Origin of the sequence: Verminephrobacter aporrectodeae subsp. tuberculatae At4 (assembly GCF_000193225.1) — a bacterium.
Taxonomy (GTDB): Bacteria; Pseudomonadota; Gammaproteobacteria; order Burkholderiales; family Burkholderiaceae_C; genus Acidovorax; species Acidovorax aporrectodeae.
The window spans coordinates 1-22,094 of sequence record NZ_AFAL01000491.1 but is presented as its reverse complement, the minus strand read 5'-3'; the positions used below and the strand labels follow the sequence as shown (position 1 = coordinate 22,094).

Genomic DNA, 22,094 nt, shown 5'->3' with positions numbered 1-22,094 from the left:
GCGGCAAGATGGTGAACGAGGGCGGGCGGCTGCGGCTGGACTTCTCGATCACCGATGGCGGGCCGTTCGACGCCGACGGCCAAGCCGACGGCGTCATCACCGCGCCCGGCGCCGCAGCGCATATGCCGCTGTCCATCACCGGGCAGGCGCCGGATCTGCCGCCTGGCGGGCTCTGGTTCTGAAGCCAGCCGATCTCCCTCGGGGAGGGACTCCGGCACCGGCGCATCAGCGATCCCCGCGACTCCCGGGCATGAGGCGCAGCGCGAGCCGGGTCCAGGCCGGCGCGCCTGCGTTGCGGATTTCGGCGTCGTTCTTGCAGCGGATGGCCTGCCGCACCAGCTGCGCGCCAACGTAGCGCCATGGTTCAGGCGGCAGGCGCGCGCGCCGCGCGAGGCCCACCAGACCGCTGCGACTCCAGGCGTCCTTGCGCCCGAGCACCAGACTCGCGAGGATGCGCCCGGCGACCGGCGTCTGGGCGATTCCCGAGCCGTTGAAGCCCATGCCGAAGACGATGTCCGGATGGCCCGCGAGGTGGTCGAAGACCGGGACCTGCTCGGGCACGCAGTCGATGGGTCCGGCCCAGTCGTGGTCCACGCGCACGCCGGCGAGGCCCGGGTAGACGCGGTGCAGTTCGCGGACATTGTGCTGGCCACGCTCCGGATGGCGGTTGAAGCCTGCACCGAAATCTCCCCGGAACGCGATGCCCCCGCTGCCGCGGCCAAACACCACGCGCCCCGAGCGGCTGCGCTGGTAGTAGAGCACCTGCTGCTGCGCGTCGCAGATCGCCAGGCCCGGCTCCCAGCCCATTTGGTCGAGCCGGTCGGCGATGGGCTCGGTCGCGATCAGCTGGCTGTCCACGACGTAGAGATGGCGCCGCAGCTGCGGCAGCGCCGCGAGCCAGGCGTTCGCGGCAAGCACCACCTTCTGCGCGCGCAGTTCGCCGCGCGCGGTGCGCAGCGTCGCCGGCGGCCCTGGAGAAATATCGCGCACGGGGCTGCTTTCATGGATTTCGACGCCCCGGGCGAGGGCCAGGTCGCGCAGGCCGCGAGCGAGCTTGGCGGGGTGGACGGTGCCGGCATGCTCCTCGACGACGCCGGCGTAGGAGACCGGGGATCCGCAGCGCCTGGCGATCTCCGCCGCGGTGAGCGTGCGAAAGCGCGCGGCGCCGGCGGCGGCGGTGATTTGCACGGCGCGCGTCCACGCGCCCTCCTGCGCACGCGCGCTCGCAGTCCACATCCAGCCGCCGAGCCGCAGGTCCATGGCGATGCTGCCGCTGCGCTGTAGTTCCACCAGCTCGTCGATGGCCTCGACCGTACCGGCGCAAAGGCGCAGCGCCTCGTCGAGGCCCACGACGGCGCTGAGGCGGTCGATCTCGGCGTACCAGGAATGCAGTTGCCCCCCGTTGCGTCCCGATGCGCCCGATCCGCAAAAGTCGGCTTCGAGGATCGTGATCCGCATTCCCGGGGCGGCTTCCCGGATGCGCAGCGCCGTCCAGAGCCCGGTATAGCCGCCGCCGACGATGGCAACGTCGGTGCACGCGCTGCCGACCAGCGGCGGCGTGACCGCTGCGGCGGCAATGTCCTGTAGCCAGAATGAGCGCTCGCCCGGGGCGGCGATGGCGGGTGTGCGCAAGCGGATCGGCGCCATGTCAGCCCCCCTGCCCTGCCTGTGCCTGGATGACGCCCGCGTACTTTGCCGGGAACCAGTCCGGTAGCGGACGCAGCGCCTGTGGAAAGCCGCCCAGATGGGTGCAGGTGCGGGCCGCGGCGTGGGCCGCCTGCGCGAGCGCCCGGTCGGCGTCGCGGTCCCCGTCCCCGAAGTGCCAGGCCGTGAGGAAGGCGGCGATAAAGCTGTCGCCGGCGCCGCAGGTGTCCACGACCTCGACGGGGACGGCGGCAACGTGCCGCAAGCGCGTGCCGTCGTGGAAGTACGCGCCCGCCCGACCGCAGGTGAGCACGACCTGCCGGGCCCCCGCCGCACGCAGGGCGGCAAGCAGCGGCTCCACGGGCTCCTTGGCGGAGCCAAAGACCAGCGGGACGCCGTCCAGCGGCAGGGCCGGGGGGCGGTTGACAGGTCGATGCTGAACGGCACGGCGTCGGCAACGAGCCGGCGCACGAGCTCCGGGTTGGCGTTCGTTCCCAGATGCACCCAGTCGGCTGCCGCGGCCTGGGCGTAGCGCTGCGGCGATGGCATGTAGTGCGCGCCGACGCCGAAGGCCTCGAGCAGAAAGCGCCGCTCGCCCGCGTCGTCGCACAGCAGCGTGACCGCCGTGTCGCCGCAGCGCCGCTCGACGTGCTCCGGGTCCAGGCCGGCCGCTGCGATTTCGGTGAGCAGCAGATCGCCTTCGGGATCACGTCCCACGGCGCCGAAGTAGCCAGCGTCCCAGCCCGCCCGCCGCCAGTACACGGCGACGTTGAGCGCGTTGCCGCCGACCGTGAGCACGTTTTTGTTGACGAAGGCGTCGAGGCAGTTATCGCCTATTGCCACCAGCTTGGCGCGCGCGCGCACGGGGTCGGTTGTCCGGGTCATGCTGCTCCTTGCTGCCACGATGATGGTGCGCGCCTTACTTGCCGATGCCTTCGGCGAGTCCGCGGATGAAATAGCGCTGCGCGGCGAAGAAGACGCCGACCATGGGCAGCGCCGAGAGACTCATCGCCGCGAAGACCACGGCGTAGTTCGTGCCGTGCCGGGCCATGATCGACGTCAGGCCGACGGGCAATGTCTGCATGTCCGCGCCGCTGGTGAAGATCATCGCGAACAAATACTCGTTCCACGCGAACAGCACGTGCAGGATCACGCAGGAGATGATGATTGGCCGGCACAGCGGAAGAATGATGCGCCAGAAGATTTGCCCCTCGGTGGCGCCGTCCATGCTCGCCGCCTCGTCGAGGTCGCGCGGCAAGTCGAGCATCCAGGCGCGGATGAGGAAGGTGGCAAACGGCACCCGGAAGGCGGTGTAGAGGACGATCAGCGCCCAGTAGGTGTTGTACAGCCCCAGGGCTTGCAGCATCTTCACGAGCGGGATCAGCGCCACCGTCGGGCTGAGCATCAGGCCGCCGAGCACGAGGCCCGTGGCCAGCGGCTTGAGCGGCATGCGCGAGCGCGTCAGGCCATACGCGGTCCAGGCGCTGATGAGCACCGTGCACAGCCCGGACGTTGCCGTGACGAGGATGCTGACCGTGAGATAGTCGCGCACACCCTGGTTCCATGCCTGTACGTAGTTGCCCCAGTTCCAGTGGGTCGGCAGCGCAAAGGGCTGGCCAAAGATGAGTGCGTTGTCCTTGAAGCCGTTGAGCACCATCCATACCAGCGGGTACAGCACGACGATTCCCAGGCACACGAGCAGGGCGGGCAGCAGGGTCTTGCCGATGAGGATGCTCCCGGGCGTGTTCACGGCCGCACCCTGCGCCGCTTCGTGTACCACAGCTGCGCCATGCCGCTGCCCAGGGTGATGGCGAAGATCACCGCCGCGATCGCCGCGCCGTAGCCGAAGTCGTTCTGCATGAAGCCCTGCTGGTAGAGCCAGGTGCCGAGCACCTGGCTCGAATTGTTCGGCCCGCCGGCGGTCATGACCATGACTTCGTTGAACACCTGGAAGGCGCCGGTCACGGTCACGATGAGCATCAGGCCGGTCATCTCGCGTGTCATCGGGAAGGTGATGCTCCAGAGCCTGCGCAGCGGCCCGGCCCCGTCCATGGTGCTGGCGTCGTAGATCTCGCGCGGGATCTTCTGCATGGCCAGGCCGAACAGCAGGCTGCAATAGCCAAAGCCCTGCCATTGGCTCATCGCGATGACGGCGTAGAGCGCCGTCTGCTCGCTGCCCAGCCAGGGCCGTATGAGGGCGCCGAGCCCGAGCATGCTCAGCGCGCCGTCGAGCAGACCGGTCCTGGGCTCGTAGATGAAATAAAAGAGCAGGCCGGCGACGGTGACCGAAATCGCCGAAGGAATGAAATACACCGCGCGCCAGAAGCGCCGCCAGCGCTCGTTCTCCAGCCCCTCGACGATGGCTGCGAGCACGAACGCGGCGAACACCTGGAACAGCACCGAGATGGCGGCGTAGAGCACGTTGTTGCGCAGCGCCGTCCAGGCCACCGGGTCATCGAGCAGCCGGCGGTAATTCTCCGCGCCGACGTACGCGACCTCGCCGCTGTAGATGTCTTGCCGGGTCATGCTGACGATGAAATTGTCGGCAATCGGGTAGTAGACGAACCCGCCCACGAGGATGAGCGCGAGCGCAACCCAGCGCAGGGACGGCCAGCCGCGCAGCAGCGGGCGCCCGGTGTCACGGGTGCTTGGCATCCGCTGCCGAGGCCTTCTTCACCGCGCCCATCACCGCGTGCGCGTCCATGCTGCCGCCGAGCAGCGCTTGCAGGCTGGACAGCCATGCGGCGGCGACCCGCGGCGAGTTCGCGGTGTCGAGCCAGGGCATCAGATAACTCGCCGCGGCGATCTCCTGGAGGCCGGCGACCACGGCGGGGGTCATGTCGCTGGCCGAAGCGCCGCCGATGGTCGCGCTGGGCTGGCCGTAGGGCGGGGCCGAGAGCCGCCTGGCATGGTCCGGCGCGGTCAGGAACTTCATGAAGTCGATGGCCAGCGGGATCTTCTTCGAGCTGGCGTTGAGCATGTAGCCCTCGGGTGCGCCTTCGATCGCGTTCACGTCGCCCTGGGCGCCGGCGGGCGGCGGCAGGCGGAAGAAGCCGAAATCGGCAGGCCGCAGCCGGGTGCCGGCGACGGCGCTCTGATCGAACTCGATGATCTCCTGGTAGTACATCGCCGCGTCGGCGTTGCTGAATTTTTGCAGCGCCGCCGCGTAGGAGCTGCCGTTCACCGCGACGCCGTCGGTGCAGTGGTCGGCAAGCTGCTTGAACTGCTGGAGCGAGAGCACGTAGCCGGGGTCGTCGAACCGCGCCTTGGCGGGGTCGAAGTCGCGCTCCAGCGTGGCGCGGGGAACGTTGTACACGAGCAGCTGGCCGACGAAGTGCAGCGCTGGCCAGCCCTCTTTGTTGCCCAGCGCGATCGGAGGGATTCCGGCCTTGCGCAAGTCAGCGCAGCTGGCGACGAGTTGCTCCAGACTGCCCGGCACGGCAACGCCGGCCTTTTTGAAGATCGACTTGTTGTAGCCCATGAACTTGGCGTCCAGGTAGAGCGGAATGCCGTAGAACCTGCCGTTGTATTCAAAGGCCCTGACGGCGGCAGGCGCCAGGGTCTTGCCCCAGGCGGTCTCCGGGCCGAGCAGTCTGGAGAGGTCTACCGCCCGGTGGCTGCGCACGAAGTTCCTGCCCCAGCTGCCGGGCCAGGAGAAGTAGATGTCCGGCAGGGCGTTGGCGGCGACGAGCGTCCGGGTCTTGCCCTTGATGCTTTCGTCGCTCTCCTGGATCAGCTCGATCTTCACGCCGGGATGCCGTTTCTCGTACTCCTTGGCGACGCCGACGAAGTAGGGCGCGAGCTGCTGCATGCCGAACTTGGTCAGGATCGACAGCGTGCCGCTGTATTCGACCTGGGCGTCGGGGTCGGCCACGACGGCCTCGCCGCATTCGCCCGGGCTGGCCGCCAGGCTGAGTGCGAACGCCACGATGGGTAGTGCGCGGTGCATGCGTTGCTCCTTGGGTCCGTTCCTTGATCCGTTGCGCGGGCCGATCAGTATTCGACGCGCTTGTAGTAGCGGCGGGTCGTGAGCGGATGCTTGCGCAGCACGGCCAGATGGGCGCTGAGCCGCTCGAGCTGGGTCGCGAGCACGATCGGCGAGAGCAGCTCGCGCAGCTGCGGCGAGATGCCGGGCAGGGCCGCGGCGGCGGAATCGAGCACGTGGACGCGCTCGGTGTAGCGGCGCACGAAGTTCTCGACGCGCTCGCACAGCGGCCGCAGGCGGTCCTCGCCTTTGAAGACGAAGACGCTGACCCCGGGCTCGATCAGTTCCAGCGTTCCGTGGAAGAAGTCGGCGGCGTGGACCGGGCGGGTGCGGATCCACTGCATCTCTTCGAGGATGCACATGCCGTAGTAATGCGCCTGCGGCCATACCGAGCCAGCCCCGGTGAAGATGTGGTAGCGCTCGTCCCGGATCTCTGCCGCCAGGCGCGCAGCGTCGGGCTCGAAGGCTTGCTTGGCCTCGACCAGCGCCTGCGGCAACTGCCCGAGTTCCCGCAGCACCGCGTCCAAGCCGTCGAACTCGCCGCGCTCGGCGAGCAGCGCCAGAACGATGATCAGCGTTTGCAGATAGAAGGATTCGCACGAGGTGTCGTCCTCGGCGAAGTTGCTGAAGTTGTACTCCGCGCCGCGCCCCAGCGGGGTGTCCTGGTGGCCGGTGAGCGAGAAGCTGCGCACCCCGCGCGCCTTGAGAACGGCGAGCAGTTCCACGCTCTCGCGGGTGGTACCGGACAGCGAGGGCAGCACCACCAGCGCCCTGGAATCCAGGCCGGCCGGTGGATCGAGCACCACCTGCGCCGGGAACTGCGCGCTCACCGGGAAGGTCGAGAGGCGCTGGGCGATTTCGATGGCCGGCAAGGTCAGCAGTTGCACGCCGCCCGTTCCCATGAAGAACAGCCGCTCGACGCCGTCCGCAAGCAGCCTGCGCATCAGCGGGCGCGCCTGCTCGGCGATGCACAGGGCATGGCTTTGGATCCGCAGGAAGCGGTCGCGGTCGAAGTGCAGCATTCTCGGACTCCTTGCGTTTTGGTGTGATTTCGGTGTGAGATCGATCTCACACACAAATTAACACACGAACGGCGTGCCCGACAAGTCGGCAAGTCCCGGGAACTGGAAGCTGCGTGACACGGCCCGCGGGCTCAGCCTCCGCGCAGCGCAGCTCAGCGCGCGGGAGGGCAGGAAACGGAGCCGCGAACGATGAGTTGGGTGGGAAAGCGTATGTGCTGCGGGTCCGCCATGTCCCCTGCGAGACGCTCGATGAGCAGGCGCGCCGCGAGCGCTCCGATCTCGGCCGTCGGCTGCGCGACTACCGTGATCTGCGGGTCGGTGAAGGTGGCCAGGCTGAAGTCGTCAAAGCCGATCAGCGACACGTCGTGGGGGACTTGCAGCCCCATGGCGCGCAGCCCGAGCAGCGCGCCCTGGGTCATCAGGCTGTCCACGGTGAACAGGGCCGTCGGTTTGTTGCGGCGGCGGAACAAGCGGGTGGTGGCGGCGATGGCGTGCTCCACGACCGAGCGCGACCTGGCGATCAGTTGCTTCTCCGGGACGATGCCGTGCCCGGTGAGCGCGCGCAGATAGCCGGCGAGGCGCTCCTGGGCGGTGAAGATCTGCGAATCGTCGCGCAGAAAGCCGATGCGCCGGTGGCCGTTGGCGACCAGGTAATCGACGGCCGCGCGCGCGCCGCCCACGTTGTCGACGACGATGCTGTCGCAGCGCGCGCCCTTGGCCACCCGGTCGATGAGCACGCAGGGAACGCCATCGCGCGCCAGTTTCGCGATGTGCTGGCTGCTCGCCGCCGACGCCGGGGTGAGTACGAAACCGCACAGGCCGAGCGCGCGCAGGCTCTCCAGCAACTCCCGCTCCTGCGCCGCGTTGTCCCCGCTGCTGGCGATCAGCAGGTTGTGCCCGTGCTTGCGCAGTTCGACTTCGAGGTCGTGCGCGATGCCGGCGAAGAAGGGGTTCTGGATGTCGCCCGGAATGAAACCGGCGATCGGCAATTGCCCGCTGCGCAGCGCCTGCGCGACCCGGTTCGCGCGGTAGCCCAGCCGGTCCGCAGCTTCCTGCACGCGCGTCGCCGTCTCGTCGCCGACGTAGCCATAGTGGCTCAGCGCCCGCGCAGCCGTCGCACGCGAGACACTCGCGGCCACGGCCACGTCCTCGAGGGTGATGGTTCTTCGCTTCACGCAGAACGCGAACGCACGCGGCTAGTCGCAGGGCAGGCCACTAGGCAAGGCGCCCGATGAGGACCACCGCGAAGAAGAAGACGATCGCGGTCACCGTCCATTTCAGGATCACCAGCCCCATCCGCTTGTAGCGGGGCTGGCCCGTTCCCGCGTAGAACGCAAAGGACACGGCGGCCGCGAGCAGCAGCAGCATGGTCAGCCAGCGAAAAATCAGCATCGCGGGGATTACCAGGCGCGGGCGGGGCGCGCGAAGCCGCCCGGGGCCTGGCGCTCGTCGTCGAAGGTGACGAGTTCCCAGGCGTCGCGCCGGACGAGCAAGGTGCGCAGCAGCAGGTTGTTCATCGCATGGCCGGAGCGGAACGCGCTGTACGCGGCGAGCAGGGGCCGGCCGATGAGGTACAGGTCGCCCATGGCGTCGAGGATCTTGTGCTTGACGAATTCGTCGTCGTAGCGCAACCCCCCGCTGTTGAGCACCTTGTAGTCGTCCATCACGACGGCGTTGTCCAGCCCCCCGCCGAGCGCCAGGCCGTTGGCGCGCAGCATCTCCACGTCGCGCGTGAAGCCGAAGGTGCGCGCGCGCGCAATGTCGCGGCTGTAATTGCCCTGCCCCAGGTCGAATTCCACGCGCTGGCCCGTGCAATCGACGGCCGGGTGGTCGAAGTCGATCTCGAAGCTCAGCTTGTAGCCGTGGTAGGGAGTCAGGCGCGCCCATTTCGTCGTGGCGTCCGGGCTGCTGCCCGCGTCCTCGCGCACCTCCACGGGGCGTGTCACGCGGATAAAGCGCCGGGGGGCGTTTTGCAGTTCGATTCCCGCGCTCTGGAGCAGGAACACGAAGGACGCCGAGGACCCGTCGAGGATGGGCACTTCATCGGCGGTGATGTCCACGTAGAGGTTGTCGATGCCCAGGCCCGCGCAGGCCGACATCAGATGCTCCACCGTATGCACCTTGGCGCTGCCCGCGGCGATGGTGGACGCGAGCCGGGTGTCCACCACGGCCTCGGCCCGCGCCGGAATGTCCACGGGCTGGGGCAGGTCCACGCGCCGGAACACGATTCCCGTGTCCGGCTGCGCGGGCCGCAGCGTCAGTTCGACGCGCTGGCCGCTGTGCAGGCCAACGCCCACGGCGCGGGTCAATGTTTTGAGGCTGCGTTGCTGGAGCATGCGGCATTCTATGGGTGTTCCTGCCGCGCCCACTGTCCACCACCGGACAGCGGCGCGGCGCGCGGCCCCTGCGGATCAGCGCGCCAGGCGGCGTGCGCGCAGCAGCGGGTAGGGGGCGCAGCAGATAGGCGAGCGTGCCGAAGCCGCTCCAGACATGCACCAGGCGCATATACACACTCCCCGGCTTGCACGCATCCCCGATCGTGTGCCGGTTCGGCAGCTCGTCACAAGGAATGGCGCACATGAAGGAATTCATCGACACACGGCACTGGCCATTGGTCAGCCTGCACATGCCGCACCGGGTGGCCGACGAACAGGCAAACGGAATGATCGAGCAGTTCGAATCCCTGTACGCACGCGCGCAGCCCTTCGTGTTGCTGATGGATGGCGTTGAATTCCCACGCCAGTCGGGGCGCTTCATGGCGACCTGCGCGCAGTGGAGCCGGGATCGCTTCACCGAGCAACAGCGTTACTGTCTGGGCGCCATCCGTATCGAGGCGGACGAAACGCTGCGGCGTGCGTTCACGCGCAGGGCCCAGGGGTGGAACGCGTCCGGTCGCGCGCCCTATCCCTATCGGGTTGTCGCCACGCGCTGGGAGACCGAGACGCAAGCACGCGACTGGCTGGCCGGGCGCAGCCCTGCCGCTGTGTGAATGACGCTGACGGCCAGGGGAAAGCACGCATGATTTGCGCAGCCGTGCATTCGCGCTGGCGATCCACCTTGCGCAGGATGTGCTGCACGTGGATCTTCACCGTGGTCTCGGCGATATCGAGGGTGCGCGCAATGGCCTTGTTGCTTGCGCCGCGCGCAATCTCGCGCAGCACCTCTTGCTCGCGCGGCGACAGCGGGGGCAGGCTGGCGCCCGGTTGCGCATCGGGTGCGCCCTGCGCCCGGAACGCTGCCACCAGCGGGCCCATCCGCTCGGGGCTGAGCACCGGATCGCCCCGGGCCGCGCGACGTATCGACTGCGCGAGCAGGTCGCGGTCCATGGTCTTGAGCAGATAGCATCGCGCGATGCACCCCCGTTGCCTTGCCTCCCCATCCCTTGGCGGCCCGCATGCCGGGCGCTGCTTGCCGCGCTGCTCGCCGGCTGCGCCGGCATTGCGCCGCCAGCCCCTTGGCCCGAGCGCCTGCAGGCCCTGCTCCCGGCCGACGTGCTGCTGCTCGGCGAGCAGCATGACGCGGCCGAGCACCAGCGCCTGCAACGCGCAGCCGTGCAATGGCTCGCGGCGCGTGGGCAGCTGGCCGCGGTGGTCATCGAAATGGCCGAGCGCGGGCACAGCACCCGGGGCCTGCCGGGCCATGCCAGCGCGGCCCAGGCCCGGGCCGCGCTGCAATGGAACGATGCCGCCTGGCCCTGGAGCGTGCATGGCCCGGTGGTGATGGCCGCCGTCGCCGCCGGCGTGCCGGTGCGCGGCGGCAACCTGCCGCGCAGCCAGATGCGCGCCGCGATGGACGACGCCGCCTGGGACCAGCACCTTCCCGCCCCGGCGCTACAGCGCCAGTACGAGGCGCTGCGCCAGGGCCATTGCGGGCTGCTGCCCGAAACGCAGCTGGCCCCCATGGCCCGCGTACAGATCGCGCGCGACGCCAGCCTGGCCCGGACCGCGCAAGAGGCCCTGCGCCCTGGCCAGACCGTTGTGCTGCTGGCCGGCAGCGGCCACGCGCTGCGCAGCCTGGGCGTGCCCACCCACTGGCCTGCCAGCCTGCGGTCCCGGGTGGTGATCGCGCACACGGCGCCCGCGCCCGACGCCCTCCACGGCGAGGCCGACACGGTCATCGAAACACCGGCCCTGGCGCCGCACGATGCCTGCGCCGGGCTGCGGCGCGAACGCCCCGCGCCTGCTGCGACAAGCACGCCGCGATGACTGCTGCGTGTCGTCAGGACCGTTGTCGTCTCTTATTTCATACAGCCCTGCGCTGAAGGCCCAGGGGGCTTGCCGGCCCATTCCGCTTCGATCGCCCGTGCGATGACCGCGATGGCGTTTGGCGGTGCATGACGGGCCCACCCGCCCCGTGCACCAGCCACGGCGCGTAGCGCCAGGACCCAGGCAGAACCTGGGAGCGGCTGCCGGACGGCGGCCGATGCGGCCTGCCTGCTGCGCCATCCGCTCCTGTTTGGCGGGCCCTGCACGAACACGGCGTGAACCCTTTTAAGCCTTCCGGAGCGCGCCACTTCCCGCCTCACTTCGGTTGATGGGCTTGCGCGCCCGCTGGCCGATAAATTACAATAGTTTCGTTTTGGCAATAAATAATACACCCACCTGGAGGGATTTTCTTTGAACTACAACGAACGAGTAGCCCGTGCCAGGGAGGGCACCGCGTCCCTTGGCCCTTGGCTGCTGCGCGCCATGGCAGCCTGTTGCGTTCCCTGCTGCTGGCCGCTGGCAGCGCTGGCCCAGGCGCCAGCGGGTGTTGCAGTGCCGGCGCTCAGCCCCGCGCAAATCATCGAGCAAGGTCTGCGCCGTCAGGAGGAACGCAGCCGCGATCAGCAAAAGGCGCTGGAGCCCATGGCCGACGAACTGGTGCCCGAAAAGAGCCCGGACGCCCAGGCCGAGTTGGCGCAGGAGACCCCCTGCATGCCGGTGACCACGCTGTCGCTGGTCGGCAAGGACGCGGCCCGCTTCCCCTGGCTGCTGGATGCGGCCCTGCCGCAGCTGCCTGGCTGCATTGGCGTGAAGGGCTTGAGCGCCATCGCGGGTGCGCTCGATGACAGGCTGCGCAAGCTGGGCCTCGTCACGACCCGCGTCGATTTGCCCCCGCAGAACCTGCAGACAGGCCAGTTGCTGATTCACATCGATGCCGGTCGTGCCGTGGACATTCGCATGGTGCGCGCCGACGATGCCCGGAAAACGTCCACCGCACCCGACGAGCGCTGGGGCACGTGGCGCAACGCCTTTCCCCTGTCTGCCGGTGACATCGTGAACCTGCGGGATCTGGAGCAGGGCGTCGAGAACATGCAGCGCTTGCCCAGCCAGCGCGTCACCACGCGGCTTGAGCCCGGCGAAATTCCTGGCAGCAGCATCGTGTACATCGAGCGCCAGGATGGTGGCGACCGGCTGCGCGGGGGTGTGACGCTGGACAATTCCGGCGGTGCCGAACTGGGCCGCACGCAGCTCTCGGCGAACGTCTCCTTCGACAACCCTGCGGGCCTGAACGACGTATTCACGGCCAGTCTGAATACCAACGCCGAGCAGTTCGCCGGCACGCACCATAGCCAGAGCGCGAGCGTCAACTACACCGTCCCCTGGGGCTACCAGCTGCTCACCCTCAGTGCCGGCAACAGCCGCTTCGCGCAGCACGTGCAGGGAACGACCGCGCAATTTCTCTCCAGCGGGCGCAGCAAGACCGCTGAAGCCCGGCTCCAGCGCACGGTCTGGCGCTCGGCGAGTACCAAGCTCGGGCTCTACGCCAGCGTGTCCACGCGCCGGGCCGTGAGCTACCTCGACGACGTGGAAATCATCGTCCAGCGCCGCCGCACCAGCAATCTCGAAACCGGCATCAGCTACAAGCAGCTGTTCGCCAAGTCCAGCGTCGAGTTCGACCTGGGCTACAAGCGCGGCATGCCCTGGCACCGTGCCCAGGAAGACTTCAGCACGGCAGCAGATGGCGGGCTGACGCTGCGTCCCAAGATCTGGATGCTCAACGGCGCGTACACGAGCGACTTCCGTCTGGCCGGGCGCCCCCTTCAGTACAGCGCAAACCTGCGCGCCCAGCAGACGAGGAACACCACGCTGTCGGTAGACCAGATCGCCATCGGGGGGCGCTCCAGCGTGCGCGGCTTCGACGGCGACGCCGTGCTGCTGGCCGAGAACGGCCTCGTGCTGCGCAACGAGTTCAGCGTGCCCGTGAAGCTGCGCGATGACCTGGACACCAGCGCGTTCCTGGCCATCGACTACGGCCGCGTCTGGGGGCCGAGCGACGCCCTGCTCGCGGGCAAGAAATTGGCGGGCCTGGCGCTGGGCCTGCGCGGCCGTTGGCGCGCAACCCAGTTCAGCGCCACGCTGGCAAGCCCCCTGTATCGGCCCGATGGCTTCGCCAGCCGGCGCCACAACCTCTATCTCTCGCTCACCCAGAGTTTCTGAAGCCATGCCAAGAACAACGACTGTGAATCGCCATACCGAACCGCATCTGAACGGCTCTTCTGCCGGGTGCACGCCCGCGCCACGGCCCTGGCTGCGCCGCACAGCGCGGGTGTTCAGCGCCCTGTTCCTGGCCCAGACCCTGCTGGCCATGCCGCCCGCCTACGCGCAGCTGCGGGCCACGCCGGGCGCGCCCTCGGGGCAAAAGCCCCTGATCGATGCGGCCGCCAACGGAACCCCCATCGTTCTGATCGCCCCGCCGAGCAAGTCCGGCGTCAGCCGCAACCAATACGAGCAGTTCAATGTCGGCCCCCAGGGCCTGATCCTGAACAACAGCACCGGGACCGTGCAGACCCGGATCGGCGGCTGGATCACCGGCAACCTGCAACTGGGCCTGACCCCGGCGCGCATCATCCTGAACGAAGTCGCTGGCCCGAACACCAGCCGGCTCGGGGGCAGCGTCGAGGTCGGCGGCCAGAGAGCCGACGTCGTGATCGCCAATCCGAACGGGATCAGCTGCGATGGCTGCGGCTTCCTGAACACCGACCGCGCGACGCTCAGCACCGGCAGGCCGCAATTCGGCGCGGACAACGCCATCACCGGCCTGGACGTTCGCCAGGGCCTGATCCACGTGGGCCCGGGTGGCCTGAGCGCCACCGAACAGCAGCAGTTGGAGCTCTACGCGCGCGGCCTGGTCGTCGAAGGCCAGATCAACGCGCACAACCTGCAGTCCGTGATCGGCGCCAACCGCGTGCTGTACGGCGCGCCCGGCGCCTTGCCGGAGTCCAGCGCGCACGAGGGCACGGGCACGGCGCCGCGCTTTGCCGTGGACATCAAGGCCCTGGGCGGCATGTACGCCGGGCAGCTCTATTTGATCGCCACGGAAAAGGGTTTGGGCGTGAACAGCGTCGGGCGCTCGGCGACCACGGCGGGCAACATGCTGCTCTCGGTCAACGGCGACCTGACTCTGAAGGACAGCTACTCCGCGGGCAACACGCGGCTCGTGTCCACCGGCAGGACCACGCTGACCGGCCAGACCCTGGCCACTGGCAATGTGGCGATCGTGGCTCCCGGGCAGCTGGTGAACAGCGGTGCCCTGCAGGCCAAGACCCTGGAACTGGACACGCCGGGCATCGACAACAGCGGCAGCATCGCCCAGACCGCGCCGGGGCGCAGCCTGGCGCTCGTGCTGCCCGGGGGCCTGGAAAACAGTGGCCAGATGCATACGCCCGGTGACCTGAGCATCCAGGCGGCTGCGGTCACGAACCGCGGCGCCGCCGCGGGCCGGCTCTCGGCCGGCGGCTCCCTGCAGGTCGTGGCCACCAGCCTGCAACTGACCGGGCAGCGACTGCAAGCCAACGGGAACGTCACGGTGCAGGCGCAGACCCTGCGCGCGACCGACACCGGCGTGAGCGCGGGCGGCGACGTGACCCTGGAGTCCCAGGGCCCTCTGGACATCAGCGGCACTACGGTGTCCGCGAACGGGAAGACCCGCGTGTCCGGCAGCGAAACCGCGTTGGGGAACGCACGGATTGCGGCCCTGGGCGACGTTCAGATCACCAGTCCGGGCGCCGTCACGGCGCATGCGGCAGACATCAGCAGCAATGCGGCGCTGAGCGTCCAGGGCAGCCGCGTCGATATGCGCGCGTCGACGCTGGGCGCGAAGCAGACGGCCCGCATCCGGGCCGGCGCTGAAATCCGGCTCGACGACAGCCGGCTCACGGCCGAGCAGCAGGTGCAACTCCAGGGCCGGGGCATCAGCACGGCCGGCGCGACGCTGAGCGCGGACAAGATATCCATCGACGCAGGCACCGCAAGACTGGACAACCAAGCGGGAAAAATCCAGGCCAGCTCTGCGGCAGCCGATGCCCTCACGGTCCGCGCCACCGGCATCGACAACCAGTCCGGTGAACTGCGCGCCAACGGCGGCCTCACCCTGGACGCCCGCGGGGGCCTGCTGAACAACCAGGAAGGCATGCTCACGGGCACCACGGGCACGCTGACGAACCTGGGGGGACTGACGAACAACGGCGGCACCCTGCATACCCGGGGCGACCTGAGCATCAGCGGCACCATGCTGGACAACAGCCAGGGAACGATCGTCACGGCCGGCAACCTCTCGGTGCGCACGCCCGGCCGAGCCATCGACAACACGGCAGGTCTTTTGCAAGCCGGCGGCTCGGTGCTCCTGGACAGTGGCAGCGCCGCGCTGAAGAACGCAGCCGGCACCGTGCTTGCCGGCGCGGACCTGACGGTGCATGCAGGCACGGTGGATAGCGCAGCGGGCACGCTGACTGCGGGTGGCCGGATGACCGTCACCGCGACCGAGTTGCAAGCCCGGGGCGCGAAGCTGGGCAGCGGCGCTGCCATGGACCTGACAAGCAGCGGCGACGCCCAGCTGGGCACTGCGGCAGTCAACGCCGGCGGCGATCTCGTGATCCGCAGCGCCGGGGTGCAGGCCGTGGGCGCCACCCTGGCGAGCAACGGCGACGTGCAGATCGCGGGCAGCAGCATCACGGGCGGCAACTGGTCGGCGCAGGGCCAGCTGACTGCCACCAGCCAGGGCGCGCTCGACGTCACGGGCGGCGCCCTGCTTGCCGGCAGCAAGATCGCGGCCCAGGGCCAGGGAATCACCACCGACAACGCCAAGGTGGACAGCCAGAGCGTCACCCTGAACGCGGGCCGCGGCGCGCTGAGCAATGCCGGCGGCCAAATCAGCGCCACGGCCACCAGCGGCACGGCGCTGAGCATCAGCGCGAACGGCATCCACAACGCAGGGGGCACGCTGTCCTCTGCGGCAGACGCCGGCTTGAACGCGGGGACGCAGGCCATCGACAACACCGGCGGCAAGATCCTGGTCGCCGGTGCCCTGCAGATGCAGACCAGCGCGCTCGTCAACCGCAACGGCACCCTGTCCACGGACAGCGCGCTGAACCTGCAGGGCATGTCCCTGAACAACCAGGGCGGGACCATCCAGACCCGGCGGGACTTGCACATCAATACCGCCGGCCAGACCCTGGACAACACGGCCGGCCAACTCATCGCCGGCGGCAACGCGACGCTGCACGCCGCCACCTTGGGCAACACCAGCGGCACGATCAGCGCAGGCGGCGCCGCCCAGGTTCAGGCCACGGCACTCGATACCACGCGCGGCCGCATCAGCGGCACACGCCAGCTCGACATCCTGGTGACCCGGCGCCTGACTGCCGACGCTGCCACGCTGGAGACCGAGGGCCGGTTCACGGCCGGCGCGGCCGACGTGGACGCCAGCGCGGCGCACATACGGGCTGGCCAGACCCTGAGCATGAACGCGTCGGGCGAACTGAACGTGCGCAGCGCCACCCTCGCCGCGCAAGGCGCGCAAGCCGGTGACGTGCAGCTCAGCGCGGGCAGCATCGCGGCAGACGACGCCCGCATCACGGGCGATGCGGGCGTAAGCCTGAACTCCGGCGGCGCAATCAGCCTGGGGTCGGCGCAGCTGACGGCGCTCCAGACGCTGAGCGCTCAGGCAGGCGGCACGCTGTCCGCCGACGCCGCGACGCTCAAGACCAACGCGCATCTCAAGCTCTCCGGCGCGCGCCTCACGGCCGTCGGCGCGACGGCCTCGGCCGGCGGCAAGGCCGAACTCAGCGCCCGCACCGGCGCGGCCACCCTGGACCAAGCCACCGTCCTGGCCGGCGACACGGTCCAGGTGACTGCCGTCGGCATCGGCGCCCGCGGCGCCTCCATGGGCGCGGGGAACAACGCCACGCTGGACGCCGCCTCCGGTGACCTGACTGCGCCCGACCTGCTGCTGCAAAGCCGCAGCGGCGCCATCCGCGTGCATGCGGCCAACGTGAACGTGGCGGGCAGCACCCCCCCGCTGGCGGACGCAACGCCCACCAGGGGCCTGCTCGCGGGCCAGGATATCGAGGTCCTTGCGACCGGCGCCGTGGACCTGTCCCGGGCGCTCACGAACGCCGGCGCCAACGTCCGCATCCGCGCGCAAGACGCCCTCACGAACACCGCCGGGCGGATCATTGCCGGCGGCCAGGCCAGCCTCACGGGCGCAGCGCTGAATAACCAGGGCGGCACCGTAGACGCCAACGGCGCACTCGACATCACCGTGGGCAATGGCCTGGTGCGCAACGACCAGGGCCGCATCAGCACGCGCAGCGCACTCAGCATCAGCGCGCCCACGGGCGCGCTGAGCAGCCTGTCCAACGTGGCCGGGGTCATCGAGGCCCGCGGCGCGCTGAGCGCACGGTTGCAGCACCTGGACAACCAGGACGGGCGCATCGTCGCGCTCGCGGGGCTCGCCCTCAGCGGCGGCGCGATGAACAACACCGGTGGCCTGCTGGCTTCCGAAGGCCAGCTCAGCATCGACACCCAAGGCCAGGCGTTCAGCGGCGACCAAGGCAAGCTGCTCAGCACGCAAGGCAGCGTCACCCTGCGCGCCGGCGCGCTCAGCCTGAACCAGGCCAACGTGCTGGCGCAGGGCCAGGTCGCGCTCACGGGAACGCAGGCGACGGCGGACAGCGCGAGCTTCCAGGCGAATACCGGCGCGCTGCAAATCGACGTGGGCCGCGGCGCCGCAACGCTGGACAAGGCCCGGCTGCTGGCCGGCCAGGACATCGCGCTCGCGGCGGGTGCCAGCGCGCTGAACGGCGCCACCCTCACCAGCGGCGCGAATACGACCCTGAGCACGGACGCGCTGCAAGCCAGCCAAGCGCAGATCGACACGCAGGGCCATTTCAGCGCGACGGCGCGGGGCGCCGTGAGCGCGGACCGGGCAAGGATCGCCTCCGGCGGCAACGCGGGCATCGCTGCGACGCAGGGCATCGCCGTCAACGGCGGCAGCGTCAGCGCGCAGCGCGTCGATCTCGACGCCGGCAGCGGCGTCCTGAACAATGCGTCCGGCAACTTGGTCGCCCACGCAAGCACCGCAGTGGCCATGACCCTGAAAGGCCAGGGTCTGGTGAACGACGCGGCGACGATCACGGCGAACGCAGACCTGGCCATCGACGCCCGCGCAGAAAACCTCAGCAACGCGGCGGGAAAGATTCTGGCCGTTGGCGCGGCCACCGTCCGCTCGACCGGCCTGCGCACCGTGGACGGCACGATCGCGGCGAATGGTGCACTCACGATCGACGCGGCCCAAGCGCACGCGAACGCCGAGACCGACGGCACGGGCGGCACGATCCGCAGCGGGCAGGCCCTCACGCTGAGCGCAGGCAGCACGACACTGAACCGTGCCACGCTGAGCAGTGGCACGCATACGACCCTGCGCACCGGGGCGCTGCAAGCGCTTGAGGCGCGCATCGACGCGCAGGGCAACCTCAGCGCAGCGGCGACCGGGGCCGTGAACGCGGGCCAGGCGCACATCGCAGCGGGCGGCAGCGCAACGCTCAGCGCCACGCGGGGCATCGACGTGCACCACGCCAGCGTCAGCGCCCAGACCATCGACCTCGACGCCGGCAGCGGCGTACTGGACAACACGGCAGGCAGCCTGAGCGCCGCCGCCACGACCGGGACCGCCATCCGGCTGCAAAGCCAGGGCCTGAGGAACGACGGCGCAACGATTGCCTCTGCTGCGGATCTTTCCGCGAATGCGGGCGCGGGCGAGATCCGGAACGCGGCGGGCAGCATCATGGCCGTGGGCGCGGCCGACCTGCGTTCCACGGGCCTGCACAACGCGGGCGGCACGATCGCCGCCAACGGCGCCCTGGTGCTGAACGCGGCGCAGGCCAACGCCGCCACCCGGACCGACAACCGGCGCGGAACGATCCGCAGCGCGCAGTCCAGCCTGGAACTGAGCACGGGCGAGCTGCTCAACAGCCGCGACAACGGCAGCGACGCGGGCAGCGTGATCAGCGCCGCCACGGACCTGCGCATCACCGCCACCGGCCCGGTGGACAACAGCCGCTCCGACATCTCGGGCGGCAACGACGTGCGGATTGCCGCCACGGGCGCCGTCGCCAACGCGCAGGGCCGCATCGCCGCGGGCCGTGACGCGAGCGTCACCGCGCACGCGCTGGACAACCGGTCCGGCGCCATCATCGGCACCCGCGACACCAGCGCCACAGCCGGCGTCGGCGGGGTGGCGAACGACAACGGCACGATACAGGCCGGAAAGAATCTGACCCTGGCCTCCGCAGGCGCGGTGGACAACACCAGCGGCCAGCTGACGGCAGCGCAGCAGCTCGACCTGCGCAGCGCTGCACTCACGAATACCCGCGGCCGGATCAGCGCCCAGACCGGCGCTGCAACGCTCACCGTGAGCTCGTACACGGGCCATGCCGCAAGCACCGTGGCCGGTGCGGCCCTGAGTCTGGACACCCAGGGCGGCGCGCTCACGGCCACTGGCTCGACCTTCGGCAGCGGCGCGGGAATGCTCCTGCGCGCTGGCGCGGCGCAACTCGACGACGCCAGCATCCGGTCCGGCGCGGCGCTGGACGCCCGCACCACGGGCCTGCAAGCCAACCGGGCCGACGTGCAGGCAGCGGGCCCGCTCAGCGCCGACGCAGGCACGGGCGCCTTCGACGCCGCGAGCAGCCATTGGCGCTCGGAGCAGTCCGTGGCGCTCAATGGCGCGGCGTTCGTCCTGACGGACGCCACGGCCTCGGCGAACCAGTCGGTCGCCGTCACCGGCACCCGCATTGACGCGACGCGCGCGCGCATCACGAGCCTGGGCGACGTCAGCGTGGTGGCGAGCAACGGCGCGCTGCACCTCGGCAACGCCCATCTGCGCGCGGGACAGGACCTGACCGCCACCGGCACGGGCGCCGGGACCACGGCGGGCATGCAGGCCCTGGCCGGGCGCGACCTGACTCTGGGGCAAGGTGCGCACTTCGACTTCGCCGCGCAGGAATACCAATTCGGGCGCGACCTGACGGTGCGCTCCCAGGGCATGAGCACGGCCGGCCGACGCATCACGGCGCGCAACCTGACGCTGGACGCGGGCAGCGGCGAGTTGCACAACCAGGGCGCGACTCTGCAGGCCACGGGCGACGCGAGCGTGCGCGGCACCGGCGTGAACAACCAGGATGGCGTGATCGCGGCCAATGGCCAGGCCACGGTCAGCGCGGGCAGCGGCGTCCTGAACAACGCGGGCGGGCAGACGTACAGCACGCAGGGCGCGCTCAGCCTGAGCGGCGGCAGCATCGCGAACGCCAGCGGCACGGTGAGCGCGGCCACCGACGTGCGCATCAGCGGCGGCTCGCTGGACAACGCGGGACGCAGCATCGTCGCCGGGCGCAACCTCACGGCCCAGCTGAGCGGCAGTGTGAACAACGCGGGCGGGCGCCTGATCGCGAATACCGGGGCCGCGAGCATCACGGCCGAAGGGATAGACAACCGGTCCGCAACGATCTCCGGCGCGACCCGCACCACGGCGCAGGCCGGCAGCGGCAGCTTGCTCAACACCAGCGGCCAGGTCACCGGACAGAACGTCCACGTCGGCGGTGCCGTGCACAACAGCGCCGGCGTCATCTCCGGCAGCCACTCGGTGTCCATGACCACCCTGGACCTGGACAACGACGCCGGGGTGATCGAGTCGGGCGCAGGCGGCGTCCGCATCGACACCCAGGGCCACGCCCTGAAGAACACGCGCAGCGGCAGCACGCGCGGCATCGTCAGCCAGGGCTCCATCCACGTCGCGGCCGGCGTGATCGACAACCAGACGGGCTACGTCGGCGCGAATGGCGGCCTGCACGTCACCCAGTCGAGCAGCATCGACAACCGGGGCGGCACGCTGCTGGGCCAGGGCAATAGCTCGGTCAGCACGCGGGGAACGCTGAACAACCAGGGCGGCAGCATCCTGAGTGGCGCGGACCTGGACGTGCGCGCCGCCGCGCTGGACAACAGCCACTCCGGGACGATTTACGCCGCGCAGGACCTGAGCGTCAGCGCCACCTCGATCGACAACAGCCACACCAAGAACGGCAGCTACACCACGGGCCTGCTCGCCGGGGGCAGCGCCAGCATCCGCTCCGCGACTATCGACAACACGCGCGGCGCCATCGTCAGCCTGAACGAGACGAGCGTGCAGGCGCGCCGCAGTCTGGACAACACCCAGGGCCAGATTGCCGGTGACAGCGTCACCATGGACACGCCGGTGCTGACGAATACCGCGGGCCGCGTGGACGCGCAGCAGCGCATGACGCTGAAGGTCGCGCGGCTTGGCACCGACGGCGTGCTGGCCAGCAATGGCGCCATGGATTTGCAGTTGCAAGGCGACTACCTGAACACCGGCACGGTGAGCAGCAACGGCAAGCTGAGCATCTCGACCACGGGCAGCTACACGAATCAGGGCCGCGTGAGCACGCGCGACGACCTGAGCCTGAGCGCGCAAAGCATAGACAACCAGAGCGGCGCCACCATCGACTCGCGCACGACCACGCTCAGCGCGCGCGCCAACGTAAACAACCAGGGGCTGATCAATAGCACGGACGGCCTGACGCGCATCACCGCCGCCGTGGTGAACAACACCGGCCGCATCTACGGCGACGGCATCGCCATCACCGGCGCCACCCACAACAGCGCCGGTGCGGGCGGCGGCGCCGTCATCGCCTCGCGCGGCGGGGACGTGACGCTCCACGGCGCGCTGCACAACACCGACGGCGCGCAGGTCTTCTCCCTGGGCAGCATCCAGATCAACGGGGCCGCGCGCAACCATGGCTCCACGATCAACGCCATGCGCAACGTGGCCATCACCGGCACCCTGAGCAATACGAATGCGGACCTGCGCACGGGAACACAAATGCGCAGCGAGGTGGTCTCGGAGCTGTACATCACCCCCGAGCACGACACGATCCGGTACAACGCATCCGAACTGGACTGGACTGCCTCCAAGGCCGGCACGTACGTGCTGCCCAGCAGAACCTACCCGGCTGACACCTTTGGCTCGCTCTGGATCCGCCCGGGCGGGCAGCAGACATGCAGCAACATCCTGGACCCCTGCACGTCCAGCTTCCTCTACAGCGACGACGACCCGATCTGGACGCGCTTTGGCATCGCTTCCCCGAGCACGCTCGCGCAGCCCGT

Annotated in this window: 13 protein-coding genes and 4 pseudogenes; 5 read left to right on the top strand and 12 right to left on the bottom strand. The window is 69.7% G+C overall.

What is annotated here, in order from left to right:
• On the top strand, positions 1–182 hold a 182-nt coding region (locus VTU_RS31790; protein WP_010105985.1), incomplete at its 5' end, for a choice-of-anchor U domain-containing protein.
• Positions 183–225: 43 nt separating this feature from the next.
• Here VTU_RS31790 and VTU_RS34455 read toward each other — a convergent pair.
• The 11 genes and pseudogenes from VTU_RS34455 to VTU_RS35880 all read right to left on the bottom strand — a co-directional run.
• Positions 226–1,899, bottom strand: a complete 1,674-nt coding sequence (locus VTU_RS34455; RefSeq protein ID WP_369021522.1) for an NAD(P)/FAD-dependent oxidoreductase — start codon at positions 1,897–1,899, stop codon at positions 226–228.
• Positions 1,799–2,005: pseudogene (locus VTU_RS35710) on the bottom strand (PfkB family carbohydrate kinase); the annotation flags it as partial. The pseudogene VTU_RS35710 and the gene VTU_RS34455, both read right to left, overlap by 101 nt.
• Before the next feature lie 197 nt (positions 2,006–2,202).
• Positions 2,203–2,529 (bottom strand): annotated as a pseudogene (locus tag VTU_RS35705) (PfkB family carbohydrate kinase); the annotation flags it as partial.
• 34 nt (positions 2,530–2,563) lie between these two features.
• Positions 2,564–3,424, bottom strand: a complete 861-nt coding sequence (locus tag VTU_RS32925; protein ID WP_010105980.1) for a carbohydrate ABC transporter permease — start codon at positions 3,422–3,424, stop codon at positions 2,564–2,566.
• Positions 3,391–4,299 carry a carbohydrate ABC transporter permease gene (locus VTU_RS32920; protein ID WP_010105978.1) on the bottom strand — a complete coding sequence of 303 codons (909 nt, stop codon included), beginning with the start codon at positions 4,297–4,299 and terminating at the stop codon, positions 3,391–3,393. Before VTU_RS32920 ends, VTU_RS32925 begins: the two co-directional genes overlap by 34 nt.
• A complete protein-coding gene (locus VTU_RS0115965) occupies positions 4,283–5,593 on the bottom strand; it encodes an ABC transporter substrate-binding protein (protein WP_010105976.1) in 1,311 nt (436 codons plus the stop codon). The genes VTU_RS32920 and VTU_RS0115965 overlap by 17 nt, the downstream gene beginning before the upstream one ends.
• A gap of 44 nt (positions 5,594–5,637) precedes the next feature.
• Entirely contained in the window at positions 5,638–6,651 is a 1,014-nt protein-coding gene (locus VTU_RS0115960) for an SIS domain-containing protein (protein ID WP_010105974.1), read from the bottom strand.
• A 152-nt stretch (positions 6,652–6,803) separates the two neighbouring features.
• The gene (locus VTU_RS0115955; RefSeq protein ID WP_029554472.1) at positions 6,804–7,826 is read right to left on the bottom strand and encodes a LacI family DNA-binding transcriptional regulator; all 1,023 of its coding nucleotides are present in this window, start codon (positions 7,824–7,826) and stop codon (positions 6,804–6,806) included.
• Between the two features lie 40 nt (positions 7,827–7,866).
• Entirely contained in the window at positions 7,867–8,019 is a 153-nt protein-coding gene (locus VTU_RS33680) for a hypothetical protein (protein WP_169315413.1), read from the bottom strand.
• Between the two features lie 32 nt (positions 8,020–8,051).
• Positions 8,052–8,987 carry a UDP-3-O-acyl-N-acetylglucosamine deacetylase gene (gene lpxC, locus VTU_RS0115945; RefSeq protein ID WP_010105971.1) on the bottom strand — a complete coding sequence of 312 codons (936 nt, stop codon included), beginning with the start codon at positions 8,985–8,987 and terminating at the stop codon, positions 8,052–8,054.
• Between the two features lie 75 nt (positions 8,988–9,062).
• A pseudogene (locus tag VTU_RS35880) lies at positions 9,063–9,159 on the bottom strand (respiratory nitrate reductase subunit gamma); the annotation flags it as partial.
• A gap of 70 nt (positions 9,160–9,229) precedes the next feature.
• Here VTU_RS35880 and VTU_RS34970 point away from each other — a divergent pair.
• The gene (locus VTU_RS34970; protein WP_029554471.1) at positions 9,230–9,640 is read left to right on the top strand and encodes a hypothetical protein; all 411 of its coding nucleotides are present in this window, start codon (positions 9,230–9,232) and stop codon (positions 9,638–9,640) included.
• 37 nt (positions 9,641–9,677) lie between these two features.
• On the opposite strand, the pseudogene VTU_RS35570 reads toward VTU_RS34970, so the two are convergent.
• A pseudogene (locus VTU_RS35570) lies at positions 9,678–10,001 on the bottom strand (LuxR C-terminal-related transcriptional regulator); the annotation flags it as partial.
• Positions 10,002–10,013: 12 nt separating this feature from the next.
• Between VTU_RS35570 and VTU_RS32910 the strand changes: the two are divergent.
• From VTU_RS32910 to VTU_RS32905, 3 genes are all read left to right on the top strand, one after another.
• Entirely contained in the window at positions 10,014–10,856 is an 843-nt protein-coding gene (locus VTU_RS32910; protein ID WP_040892980.1) for a ChaN family lipoprotein, read from the top strand.
• A gap of 483 nt (positions 10,857–11,339) precedes the next feature.
• Positions 11,340–13,073: a ShlB/FhaC/HecB family hemolysin secretion/activation protein gene (locus VTU_RS0115930; protein ID WP_010105968.1), complete on the top strand. Its 1,734-nt coding sequence runs from the start codon at positions 11,340–11,342 to the stop codon at positions 13,071–13,073.
• A gap of 22 nt (positions 13,074–13,095) precedes the next feature.
• Positions 13,096–22,094: two-partner secretion domain-containing protein (locus VTU_RS32905; RefSeq protein WP_010105966.1), on the top strand; the 8,999-nt coding region annotated here is incomplete at its 3' end.